Source organism: Arthrobacter sp. Soil764 (assembly GCF_001428075.1).
Classification (GTDB): domain Bacteria; phylum Actinomycetota; class Actinomycetes; order Actinomycetales; family Micrococcaceae; genus Arthrobacter.
In genome coordinates this window covers 257,776-269,826 of record NZ_LMSI01000020.1, presented here as the reverse complement: position 1 = coordinate 269,826, position 12,051 = coordinate 257,776, and the positions used below count along the sequence as shown (strand labels likewise).

The 12,051-nt window shown below is 67.2% G+C and carries 10 protein-coding genes; 8 read left to right on the top strand and 2 right to left on the bottom strand.

Features of this window, described 5'->3' with window-relative positions:
• Nucleotides 1–2: 2 nt before the first annotated feature.
• The 4 genes from thiE (at nt 3) to ASG86_RS12645 (ending at nt 5,157) form a co-directional block, all read left to right on the top strand.
• On the top strand, nt 3–737 hold the full coding sequence (gene thiE / locus ASG86_RS12660) for a thiamine phosphate synthase (RefSeq protein WP_082566780.1): 735 nt from the start codon (nt 3–5) through the stop codon (nt 735–737).
• Nucleotides 738–773: 36 nt separating this feature from the next.
• On the top strand, nt 774–2,273 hold the full coding sequence (locus ASG86_RS12655; protein ID WP_056334665.1) for an RNB domain-containing ribonuclease: 1,500 nt from the start codon (nt 774–776) through the stop codon (nt 2,271–2,273).
• 290 nt (nt 2,274–2,563) lie between these two features.
• The gene (locus tag ASG86_RS12650; RefSeq protein WP_056334663.1) at nt 2,564–4,276 is read left to right on the top strand and encodes a DEAD/DEAH box helicase; all 1,713 of its coding nucleotides are present in this window, start codon (nt 2,564–2,566) and stop codon (nt 4,274–4,276) included.
• 8 nt (nt 4,277–4,284) lie between these two features.
• Nucleotides 4,285–5,157, top strand: a complete 873-nt coding sequence (locus ASG86_RS12645; RefSeq protein ID WP_056334659.1) for a DNA-methyltransferase — start codon at nt 4,285–4,287, stop codon at nt 5,155–5,157.
• Here ASG86_RS12645 and ASG86_RS12640 read toward each other — a convergent pair.
• Nucleotides 5,154–6,002 carry a PHP domain-containing protein gene (locus tag ASG86_RS12640; RefSeq protein ID WP_056334656.1) on the bottom strand — a complete coding sequence of 283 codons (849 nt, stop codon included), beginning with the start codon at nt 6,000–6,002 and terminating at the stop codon, nt 5,154–5,156. The genes ASG86_RS12645 and ASG86_RS12640 overlap by 4 nt on opposite strands.
• An 81-nt stretch (nt 6,003–6,083) precedes the next feature.
• Here ASG86_RS12640 and ASG86_RS12635 point away from each other — a divergent pair, with 81 nt between their 5' ends.
• Entirely contained in the window at nt 6,084–7,658 is a 1,575-nt protein-coding gene (locus tag ASG86_RS12635; protein ID WP_056334653.1) for an aminopeptidase P family protein, read from the top strand.
• Between the two features lie 152 nt (nt 7,659–7,810).
• On the opposite strand, the gene ASG86_RS12630 is transcribed toward ASG86_RS12635, so the two are convergent.
• Nucleotides 7,811–8,848, bottom strand: a complete 1,038-nt coding sequence (locus tag ASG86_RS12630; protein ID WP_056334650.1) for a general stress protein — start codon at nt 8,846–8,848, stop codon at nt 7,811–7,813.
• A 77-nt stretch (nt 8,849–8,925) separates the two neighbouring features.
• On the opposite strand from ASG86_RS12630, the gene ASG86_RS12625 reads away from it, so the two are divergent.
• Genes ASG86_RS12625 through ASG86_RS12615 form a run of 3 tightly spaced genes read left to right on the top strand, consistent with a single transcriptional unit; the run spans nt 8,926 to nt 12,033 of the window.
• On the top strand, nt 8,926–10,209 hold the full coding sequence (locus ASG86_RS12625) for a magnesium transporter MgtE N-terminal domain-containing protein (RefSeq protein ID WP_056334647.1): 1,284 nt from the start codon (nt 8,926–8,928) through the stop codon (nt 10,207–10,209).
• Nucleotides 10,193–10,891 (top strand): DUF1003 domain-containing protein, encoded by a 699-nt coding sequence (locus ASG86_RS12620; RefSeq protein WP_056334645.1) that lies wholly within the window; start codon nt 10,193–10,195, stop codon nt 10,889–10,891. The genes ASG86_RS12625 and ASG86_RS12620 overlap by 17 nt, the downstream gene beginning before the upstream one ends.
• Nucleotides 10,891–12,033: an Mrp/NBP35 family ATP-binding protein gene (locus tag ASG86_RS12615; protein WP_056334642.1), complete on the top strand. Its 1,143-nt coding sequence runs from the start codon at nt 10,891–10,893 to the stop codon at nt 12,031–12,033. Before ASG86_RS12620 ends, ASG86_RS12615 begins: the two co-directional genes overlap by 1 nt.
• Nucleotides 12,034–12,051: the final 18 nt, after the last annotated feature.

The window sequence follows — 12,051 nt, the reverse complement described above, 5'->3', positions numbered from 1 at the left end:
GCATGAATGTGTCCACCCCATCCTTCCCCGCCGGCCACCGCGCTCCCGCCACCGAAGTTGTCAATTCACGGGACAGCGACGCCCTCAAGGCGGCCCGCCTGTACCTCTGCACCGATGCGCGCCGGGACCGCGGCGACTTTGCGGAGTTCGTTGACGCCGCGTTCGCCGGCGGCGTGGACATCATCCAGCTGCGCGACAAGGCCATCGAGGCTGCCGAGGAACTGGACCTCCTGGCGGTGCTGAAGGAGACGGCGGTCCGGCACGGCAGGCTGTGGGCAGTCAATGACCGTGCGGACATCGCCGTCCTCTCCGGGGCACCGGTGTTCCACATCGGCCAAAAGGACCTTCCATTGCCGGCAGCACGTACGTTGGTCAACGGAAATGCCGCAATCGGGCTCTCCAGCCACACAACGGAGCAGGTGGACGCCGCGCTGGCAGCAGCTGCCGGTCCGGCCGGCCTGGACTATTTCTGCGTGGGTCCCGTCTGGGCCACCCCCACCAAACCCGGCAGGGCCGCCGTCGGACCAGACCTGGTGAAGTACGCCGCGGACGCCTCAGGAAAGGCGGCGGATCCGGTGCCCTGGTTTGCCATTGGCGGCATCGACCACGGAAACGTTCGCCAGGTGGCGGAAGCCGGTGCCCGCAGGATCGTGGTGGTCCGCGCCATCACTGAGGCTCCCGACCCCGCGGCCGCGGCTGCTTCACTCCTCGACGCGCTGGACGCCGCCGGCGCCTGATGCCATATCCGTGGACTTGGAGCTACGCTGATTTTTGTGTCACATCATCGGCTGGCCCCCAACGTCCATGACCACAGGAACGCCTTGGAAGAGGCGTTGGGCCTGCTGCGGACCGAACTCGAACTGCCGGGGCCCTACCCCGCTGACGCAGTAGCCGATGCCCGGGCCGCCGTGGCTGCCCTGAAGCTGCCGTCCTATGACCTGACCGCCGTGGAGTTCGTGACCATCGATCCGGCATCGTCCACGGACCTTGACCAGGCGGTGTTCATCGAACCGGACGGGAACGGCTACCGGGTGCTGTACGCGATCGCCGACGTCCCGGCGTTTGTTGCCCCGGGAGGGCCCCTGGACGCCGAGACCCGTCGCCGGGGCCAGACGTTCTACGCTCCGGACGGCAGGATTCCGCTGCATCCGGAAGTCATCAGCGAGGGGGCAGGGAGCCTGCTGCCGGGGCAGGACTGTTCAGCGTTCGTATGGGACTTCACGCTCGACGGCGATGCGTCCGTTTTGTCGGTGGGTGTCAGGAGGGCGCGGGTCCGCAGCCGCGACAAGCTCAGCTACAAGGGCGCGCAGGCAGACCTCGACGCCGGGACTGCATCACCGGTGCTGCGGCTGCTCCGCGAGGTGGGCCTGAAGCGGGTGGCCCTGGAACGGGAACGTGGAGGGGCAAGCCTCAACATGCCCGAGCAGGAAATTGTCCAGCTGCCCGACGGCGGCTACCGCATCGACGCTGTCCCGCAGCTTCCCGTGGAGGACTGGAACGCGCAGATATCGCTGATGACCGGGATGGCGGCCGCGCAGCTCATGCTGGAGGGCAAGGTGGGAATCCTGCGCACCATGCCCGCCCCGGACGAACGGTCCCTGCGGCACTTCCGCCTGCAGACCGAGGTGCTGGGCAGGCCCTGGGACGGCGAGGTCAGCTACGGCGAGTACCTGCGTTCACTGGATCCCACCGATCCGCGCCAACTGGCCATCATGCATTCCGCCGGCATGCTGTTCCGGGGAGCCTCGTATACCGCTTTCGACGGCACGGTCCCCGAGGACGGGGTGCAGTCCGCCATCGGCGCGGCCTATGCCCACACCACCGCACCGCTGCGCCGCCTGGTGGACCGCTTCGTCCTGGTCATCTGCGAGGCCCTGAGCAACGGCGGCGATGTTCCTGGCTGGGCGCGGGAGGCCCTTCCGCTGCTGCCGGGCATCATGGCCGGCTCAGACCAGCTGGCGTCCCGGATGGAACGCCTGGCCCTGGACACCGTGGAGGCGGCGCTGCTGCTGAACCACATTGGGCAGGAGTTCGACGCGATCGTGATTTCCGGGTCCAAACCGCAGAACGGCAACGGCAACGGCAACGGCACGGGGAAAAACGGCAACGGAAAGAACGGCAACGGCGGCGGAAGTTCGGGCATTATCCAGGTTGCCGAACCGGCTGTCACCGCGCGGTGTGCCGGCGAGCTGGAGTCCGGAACCAAGGTCCGGGTCCGCCTGCTTTCGTCGGACATCACCACCCGCGAGATCCATTTCGAGCTCGTCCCGTAAGGGCCGGCAGGCGCGGCAGGAGGGCCGGAACAGTGTTTCTGCGCCCGTACGGCTAGACTGAAAGGGTAGAAATGGATGCCCGGTCGTTGATTTCCTTGATTTGAAACCAACAAGCCCGCCCCTACGCGATCTTGAGATTTACCCGCTGGTCACCAGTGCCAGCATTAGATAGCCCGCGATCGGCTTCCACTGGAATCGCTTGCGCGCCTGAGCGTGCTCCGGAGCGGCCAGCCCTGGCCGTCCCGTTGAGCAGGCAGCGCCATTGCCCAAATGAATAAGGAAACTCCCCCGTGAGTGAATTGCATACCCACCAGCTTCTGAGCGATGAGTCCGGCACGGAAACCATCGAGCCGGAAGAAACCATCATCTCGGACGAGACCCCGCATGAGATCGCGGAAAAGTCCTTTGCCGACTACAACGTCCGCGAGGACATCGTGGAATCCCTGGCTGACGCCGGGATCACCCACCCCTTCCCCATCCAGGCCATGACCCTGCCGGTGGCCCTGGGCGGCCATGACATCATCGGCCAGGCCAAGACCGGCACCGGCAAGACCCTGGGCTTCGGCATTCCCGCACTCCAGCGGGTCATCGGGCAGGACGACCCCGGCTACGCCAAGCTGGCCGTGCCGGGAGCCCCGCAGGCCCTGGTCATCGTCCCCACCCGCGAACTGGCCGTGCAGGTGGCCGGGGACCTGGTGACGGCATCGCGGAAGCGCAATGCGAGGATCGCCACCATCTACGGCGGCCGTGCCTACGAGCCCCAGGTGGAGGCGCTGAAGCAGGGCGTGGAGGTTGTGGTGGGTACCCCGGGCCGCCTCATCGACCTTTACAAGCAGAAGCACCTGAGCCTTAAGAACGTCAAGATCGTGGTCCTGGACGAGGCCGACGAGATGCTGGACCTTGGCTTCCTCCCGGATGTGGAGACCCTCATCGCGGCGACGCCGGCCGTCCGGCAGACACTCCTGTTCTCCGCCACCATGCCCGGCCCGGTCATCGCCATGGCCCGCCGCTACATGACCCAGCCCACCCACATCCGGGCCGCGGACCCCGAGGATGAGGGCCTAACCAAGCGCGACATCCGCCAACTGATCTACCGCGCCCACAGCATGGACAAGATCGAGGTGGTGGCGCGCATCCTCCAGGCCAGGGGCCGTGGACGCACCATCATCTTCACCAAGACCAAGCGCACCGCCGCCAAGGTGGCCGAGGAACTGGTGGACCGCGGGTTCGCTGCTGCCGCCATCCACGGCGACCTGGGCCAGGGCGCCCGTGAGCAGGCGCTGCGGGCGTTCCGCAACAACAAGGTGGACGTCCTGGTGGCCACCGACGTAGCGGCCCGCGGCATCGACGTCGAGGATGTTACCCACGTCATCAACTACCAGTGCGTGGAAGACGAAAAGATCTACCTGCACCGGGTGGGCCGCACCGGCCGCGCGGGCAACAAGGGCACCGCAGTCACGTTCGTGGACTGGGACGATGTTCCCCGTTGGGCCCTGATCAACAAGGCACTGGGCCTCAATGTGCCCGAACCCGTGGAAACCTACTCCTCCTCGCCGCACCTCTACGCGGACCTCGACATCCCCGTGGGCACCAAGGGACGGCTGCCGCGAGACAAGCGCACCCTGGCCGGCGTGGACGCCGAGGTGCTTGAGGACCTGGGCGAAACCGGCAAGAAGAACAGCCGCAGCGGCGGCCGCGACGGCGGCCGGTCCCGGGACAGGACAAGCGACAGGGACGGCCGCGGCCGCGAAAGCCGCAGCGGCAACCGTGAAGGTGGCCGCAGCGAAGGTGGCCGCAGCGGCGGCGACACGAAGCGCAGCGGTGAGCGCCGTCGTCGCACTTCCGACTCTTCCGCCGCTCCCGCAGGTGAGGCTGCTGCTCCCGCAACCGAGGGCGAACAGCCCTCACGCGCCCGCCGGACCAGGACCCGCACCCGCCGCCGCAACGGCGAAGTGGTGGCCGGCGCCGACACGGGCACGCAGCCTGGCAACTCCGAGGGCTAACTGCCCCGATGACTGACACTGTTTGGGCGCCGGACGGCGGCAGCCTGGTGGTGCACGCGGACAACGCGGAGTACCTCCCCACGCTGCCGGACGGCGCCTTCACACTGATCTACGTGGACCCGCCCTTCAATACAGGCAGGCCGCAGCAGCGCCAGGAAACCCGGATGGTGGTCAACGCCGGCGGCAGCGGCGACCGCGTGGGCTTCAAGGGCCGCTCCTACGACACCATCAAGGGCGCCCTGCACCGCTACGATGACGCGTTCAGCGACTACTGGTCCTTCCTGGAACCCCGGCTGGTCGAGGCATGGCGGCTGCTGGCCGACGACGGAACCCTGTACCTGCACCTGGACTACCGCGAGGTGCACTACGCCAAGGTGATGCTGGACGCCATCTTCGGCCGTGAATGCTTCCTGAACGAGATCATCTGGGCCTACGACTACGGCGCCCGGGCGAAAAACCGGTGGCCCACCAAGCACGACAACATCCTGGTGTACGTGAAGAACCCGGCCAAGTACCACTTCGACAGTGCCGAGGTGGACCGCGAGCCGTACATGGCCCCCGGGCTGGTGACGCCTGCCAAACGTGAACTGGGAAAGCTGCCCACCGACGTCTGGTGGCACACCATCGTCTCGCCCACGGGCAAGGAGAAGACCGGCTACCCCACGCAGAAGCCGGAGGGCCTGGTCCGCCGGGTGGTTGCCGCGTCGAGCAGGCCCGGTGACTGGTGCCTGGACTTCTTCGCCGGTTCCGGCACGCTGGGGGCAGTTGCCGCCAAGCTTGGCCGGAAGTTCGTGTGCGTGGACCAAAACCAGCCCGCCATCGACATCATGGCCAAACGGCTGGGTGCCCACGCCACCCTGACCTCGTTCCAGCCCAACTAGGGACGGACGACGGCGGCTCCCGTGCCCAGTGCCTCGATCCGGGCGAGCATGTCGGGTAAGGTCAGGTTTTCGCCGAGCAGGTTGGGCTTGCCGGTGCCGTGATAGTCCGAGGAACCGGTGATCAGCAGGTCGTGTTCGGCGGCCAGCTTCCGCAGGAAATCCCGGCCCTCTTCCGGGTTGTCCCGGTGGTCGATCTCCAGGCCCGCCAGCCCGGCGTCGATCATGTCACGGTACGTCCGCTCCCCCACGATCCGTCCCCGGGCCGACGCCACGGGATGGGCAAACACGGGCACGCCGCCGGCGGCACGGACAAGTTCGACGGCGGTGGCCGGGTCGGGTGCGTAATGCGGGATGAAGTACCGGGACCGGGATGTGAGGATGGAGGCAAACGCCTCCGAACGGTCCTCCACCACGCCCGCGGCGACGAGGGCGTCGGCGATGTGCGGCCGGCCAAGGGTGGCGCCGGGTGCCACGTGGTGGATCACGTCGTCCCAGGTCAGCGGGTAGTCCTCCGCGAGGATGGTGACCATCCGCTCGGCCCTGCTGAGGCGGGAGTCCTTGGCCTTGGTGATTTCCTCCAGGAGTCCCGGATGGTTGGGGTCGTGCAGGTAGCTCAGCAGGTGGACGCTGATGCCCTCTTCCGTCCGGCACGAGACCTCCATGCCGGGCATCAGTGCCACTCCGCAGGTTGCGGCGGCCACGGCTGCCTCCGCCCAGCCTGCCGTTGAATCGTGATCGGTCAGGGCAACCACGTCAAGGCCGGCGCGCGCAGCGGATGCCATGACATCGGCGGGCGTTTCGGTGCCGTCGGAAACATTGGAGTGGGCATGCAGGTCAATCCTCACTGGTCCAGCGTAGTGGACGGCACGGCAGGGAACCCGGCCGGCACGTTCGCATAGCCGCGAAGCTGGTGAGACGATGGTGCCGTGAACGATGCCGAAAACACCCAAAACTCCGCTTCCCAGCCGCTGGAGGAACGCGTCAACAACCGCTCCCAGCGGCCCAGTTCCAACGCCTTCAAGGCCTTCATGGCCAGCAACTGGGCACCGTCCAGCCACGAACTTCCGCAGCGGGATGCCGTCGCCGGCTACGCCGCAGCGCGCCGCAAGGCGATCTCTGCCCTGTTCAACGGCGAACGCCTGGTCATCCCCGCGGGGCCGCTGAAAGTCCGCTCCAACGACTGCGACTACCGCTTCCGCCCGCATTCCGGCTTCGCCCACCTGACGGGACTGGGCCTGGACCACGAACCGGACGCCGTCCTGATCCTGGAACCGGTTGCAGAAGGAACCGGCGACGACGGCGCGAACCACCGGGCCACGCTGTACTTCCGGCCGCTGGCCGGCAGGGACACGGAACAGTTCTATGCGGACTCCCGCTCCGGCGAATTCTGGATCGGCGCCCGTCCCACGCTCGAAGAGTTCGAGGCCCGCCTGGGACTGGCCACCGCGCACATCGACCAACTGGAAACCGCCATCACCAAGGACGTGGGCGCCCCGGAAATCGGCGGCATCTCCATCCGGCTGGTCCGCAAGGTGGACGACAACATTGACGCCCTGGTGGACACCGCCCGGTACAACACGGCCAGGGACCCCGAGAACCTGGACCTTGCCGTCCTGGACGCCCTGGACGAAAAGCTCTCTGAGGCCCTCTCCGAACTGCGCCTGCTCAAGGATGAGTGGGAAATCGAGCAGATGAAGACCGCGGTCTCCGCCACCGTTGAAGGGTTTGAAGAAGTGGTCAAGGCGTTGCCGCGCGCGCTCACGCATGCCCGCGGCGAGCGGGTGGTGGAAGGAGCATTCTTCGCCCGCGCCCGCGAGGTGGGCAACGAGCTGGGTTACGACACCATCGCAGCGTCCGGCAACAATGCCACCGTGCTGCACTGGACCCGCAACACCGGCCGCATCCACGCCGGCGAGCTCCTGCTCCTGGACGCCGGCGTCGAGGCTGACTCGCTGTACACGGCAGACATCACCCGGACACTTCCGGCCAGCGGCGCCTTCAGCGACATCCAGCGCAAGATCTACCAGGCGGTCCTCGATGCTGCCAATGCCGGGTTCGCCGCGGCCCAGCCGGGCACCAAGTTCCGGGACATCCACACCGCCGCCACCACGGTCCTGGCCGAGCGCCTGGCCGAATGGGGCATCCTGCCCGTCAGCGTGGAGGAGGCGATCAGTCCCGAGGGCCAGCAGCACCGCCGCTGGATGCCGCACGGCACCAGCCACCACCTGGGCCTGGACGTCCACGACTGCGCCCAGGCCAAGCGCGAACTGTATCTGGACGGCATCCTCACCGAAGGCATGGTCTTCACCATCGAACCCGGCCTCTACTTCAAGAAGGAAGACCTGGCGATCCCCGAGGAATACCGGGGCATCGGCGTCAGGATCGAGGATGACATCCTCATGACGGCTGACGGCCCCGTCAACCTCAGTGCCGCCCTGCCGCGTAATCCGGAGGACGTGGAGGACTGGATGGCCGGCATCTACCGGACCGAAGAAGCCTGACCCGGCCAGAAACACTGGTCACCAGGGCCAAACAGCAAAGAGCGGGGCCGCCGGATTCAATCCGGCGGCCCCGCTCTTTGTTTCCGGCGCTGGCCGGGCAGTTTCAGGCCAGGCGCTCCCAGGCTGCTTGAACCCGGGCCGCTCCTGCCGTCTTACTGCCGGTGGCCGCCCTGGTGCTGATCCCCGTCCGGACCGTACTGGCCCTCGGCAGGGTGTTCGGCACCAGGTTCTGCGTCCTGTCCCCGCCCCGGCTGTCCTGTCCCCTGCTGGCCCGGGGCTGCTGCAGGACTCTGCGGCAGCCGGACACCGTACTGCGGGCGTCCGTCCGGCAGGTCCGGGTAGCGGACCGACCGGGCCGGGCCGGCCGGCTGTGCCGGCTGCTGGTGCTGGCCGCCGTCGTACTGCTGGCCACTGTATTCCTGCCCGCTGTTCTGCGGGGCACCGTGCTGCGGGGCATTGTGCTGCTGGCCGCCGTCGTCCGGGTAGCCGTGCCCGTCCTGGCCCGGGCCGCCCTGCCCCGATCCGTCCTGGACCGATGAGCCGGAGGACCGCTGGCCGTAGGGGTCGTTCCAGCCCGCGGGCCGGGCCGGACCCTGCTGCTGCCCCGGCTGCTGCTGGTGCTGGTACGGCTGGTTGTAGTAGTCGTGCTGGGTGTACGGTCCCTGGCCTGACGCCGCATCCGAACGGGTCATGGGCAGCTGCTGCAGCAGGCGCCGCGCCTCGTGGGCGGCCTCGGGCGCCACGATGACGTCGTAGCTGGTGGCCACCACCTGGCTGGTGGACGTGAAGTCGCGCTTGCCGCGCTGCATGGCGTAGGTGACGATACCGAACAGCATGAAGAAGGCCGCACCCATCAGCACGGACGTCATGATCGAGAAGTACCCGGGTGACGGTGCGAAGAAGGACAGCATGACGCCCACGAACAGGCCGAACCACATGCCGCTCAGCGCCCCCGAAAGGGCCACCCTGGGGTAGCTCAGGCGCCCCGTAACCCGCTCCACCATCTTCAGTTCGTTACCCACGATGGACACCATCTGGACCGGAAACTGCTGGTCGGCGAGGTAGTCCACCGCCTTCTGGGCATCGAGGTAGGAGTTGTAGGAGCCTACGGTGTCACCGGTGGGTACGGCACGGGCGTCATCCGTACCGTTGGGGCCACCGGCCCTGGGAGCACCAAAAATGTTAGACATAACCCCATTCTTGCCCATCAAGGTGGGTGCTGCCTGTAAATTCAGCTAAAAGAGAGCAGACTCGGTAGCCTGTAGAGGTGAGTACAACACCTACCCGCGTCTTCGTGGCGCGCCTCCTGGGCCTCGATGTTTTCGACCCCTTGGGCGACCGGCTGGGCCGGTTGCGCGATGTTGTTGTGCTGTCCCGCGGAACCCAGGGAGCCCCGCACGTGGTGGGCATCGTGGTGGAAGTACCGGGAAAGAAGCGTGTCTTCGTGCCCATGACGCGCATTACGTCGATCGACCAAACCCAGATCATCTGCACGGGCCTGGTCAACCTGCGCCGGTTTGAACAGCGCGGAGCCGAAACGCTGGTGGTGGCCGAAATGTTCGACCGGCGGGTGACGCTCCGAGACGGCAGCGGCGACGCCACCATCGAGGACATCGCCATTGACCAGCACCGATCCCGCGACTGGTTCGTCAGCAAGCTCTTCGTCCGCCGCGGCCATTCACTGTCCCCCCTGAGCCGGCTGCGCCGCAACGAGACCCTGATCATCGACTGGGCGGACGCCCAGCAGGGGCCGCGCACCGAGCCGCAGGCCGCCACCCAGTTCGTGGCCAACCACGAGGACCTCAAACCCGCCGACTTCGCCGAGGCACTGCAGGAAATGAGCGACAAGCGCCGTTTCGAAGTGGCCAGCGAACTGCAGGACGAGCGGCTGGCAGATGTCCTCCAGGAACTGCCGGAAGACGACCAGGTGGAAATCCTCTCCGCGCTGGATGTCCAGCGCGCCGCGGATGTCCTGGAGGAGATGGATCCCGATGACGCCGCCGACCTCCTCGGTGAACTCCCCTCTGCCCAGGCGGAGGAACTGCTCCAGCTGATGGAGCCCGAAGGCGCAGAGGATGTCCGCCGCCTCCTGGAATACGATGAGGACACCGCCGGCGGCCTGATGACCCCGGTGCCGGTCATCCTGCCGCCGGAAGCCACGGTCGCCGAAGCCCTGGCCCACGTCCGGCGGGAGGAGCTCTCCCCTGCCCTGGCGTCGTCGATCTTCATTGCCCGGCCGCCGCTGGAAACGCCCACGGGCCGGTTCCTGGGCGTGGTGCACATCCAGCAGCTCCTCCGTTTCCCGCCGTTCGAGGCACTGGGAAACCTGGTGGACAAGAACCTCGAGCCCCTGTCCGACCAGGCGCACATCAGCGAAGTGGCCCGGACCCTGGCCACGTACAACCTGAACTCCCTCCCGGTGGTCAATGACGCCGGCCGGCTTGTGGGGGCGGTGACAGTTGATGACGTATTGGATCACTTGTTGCCGGACGACTGGCGCGCCCATGATGGTGAGGCCCCGATAAGAAGGCTGGGTGGCCGCATTGGCTGATAACAGCGCTCCGAAGAACCCCAACCAGCGGAACCTCGCCAACGCGGATTCAAAAGGCAGCCTCGACACACCCCTGAGCGCCCGCCAGCGGATCCTGCCCAAGTTCTCCCCGGATCCGGACGCGTTCGGGCACGCCACAGAAGGCTTTGCCCGGTTCATGGGCACCCCGCAGTTCCTGGTCTATATGACGGTCTTCTGCATCTTCTGGCTGGGCTGGAACACGTGGGCGCCCGCCGAATGGCAGTTCGACTCGAGGGACCTTGGCTTCACCCTGCTGACCCTGATGCTGTCGCTGCAGGCCTCCTACGCGGCGCCCCTGCTGCTGCTGGCGCAGAACCGGCAGGATGACCGGGACCGTGTCTCGGTTCAGCAGGACCGGCAGCGCGCCGAACGCAACCTCTCGGACACCGAGTACCTGACCCGGGAGCTCGCCTCCCTGCGGATCGCACTGCGCGAGGTGGCCACCCGCGACTACGTCCGGGCCGAGCTGCGCTCACTCCTTGAAGACCTGCTGGAAGCCCAGGAGGAGCTGCGGACCCACGACGACACCGGACCCGGTTCGCACGAATCCCCCCGTGACAAAGTGAAAGACAAGTTGCGCGAACAGCGGGACCGGCAACGGAGCCCGCGCACCCAGCAAATCCCCCGGGTGAAACCCGGCCATTCCACACAGGACCGCTAATGACCGAACCCATTGCCAGCACCCCGTTGGCTGAGGCAGTCAATGCTGCCCTGGCCACTGTGATCGACCCCGAGCTCCGGCGTCCCATCACCGAGCTGGGCATGGTGGACTCGGTCCACGTTTCCGACGACGGAAAAGTCACCGTGGCGGTCCTGCTCACGATCGCCGGCTGCCCGCTGCGGGACACCATCACCGCCGATTCGCAGAAGGCCCTTTTCGCCGTCCCCGGCGTCACCGCCGTCGACGTCGAGCTCAAAGTAATGGACCAGGCCCAGCGCGATGCCCTCAAGGAGAAGCTGCGCGGCGCCGGCGGCCAGCGCAGGATCCCGTTCAACGAACCGGATTCCCTCACCAGGGTCTATGCCGTGGCCAGCGGCAAGGGCGGGGTGGGCAAGTCCTCGGTCACGGTCAACCTGGCCACCGCGCTGGCTGCCCAGGGCCTGCGGGTGGGCATCGTGGATGCGGACGTTTACGGCTTCTCCGTGCCGGCGCTGATGGGCATCGACCAGGCCCCAACCCAAGTCGATGACATGATCCTCCCTCCGGTTGCCTACGGGGTGAAGGTCATCTCCATTGGCATGTTCGTGACCGGCAACCAGCCCGTTGCCTGGCGCGGACCCATGCTGCACCGGGCCCTGGAACAGTTCCTCACCGACGTCTATTTCGGCGACCTGGATGCCTTGTTCCTGGACCTTCCGCCCGGGACAGGTGACATCGCCATCTCAGTGGCCCAGCTGCTGCCCAAGGCAGAAATCCTGGTGGTCACCACCCCCCAGGCGGCGGCCGCCGATGTTGCAGAACGCGCAGGCGCCATCGCCACCCAGACGGGGCAGAAGATCGCGGGCGTCATCGAGAACATGTCCTACCTGGAGATGCCCGACGGCGGCAGGATGGAACTCTTCGGAAGCGGCGGCGGGGCGGTGCTCACCGAGCGCCTCAGCGCCACGGTGGGGAGGGACGTGCCGCTGCTGGGCCAGATTCCCCTGGACATCCAGCTGCGCGAAGGCGGGGACTCGGGGGTTCCAATCGTCCTGGGCCAGCCCGGTTCGGCGGGGGCTGTCGCCCTGGCAGGCATCGCAGGCCAATTGGCTGCCAAACCCCGCGGGCTCGCCGGGATGAAGCTGGGGCTGCAACCGCGCTGATCGGACCCGGCACTGCCG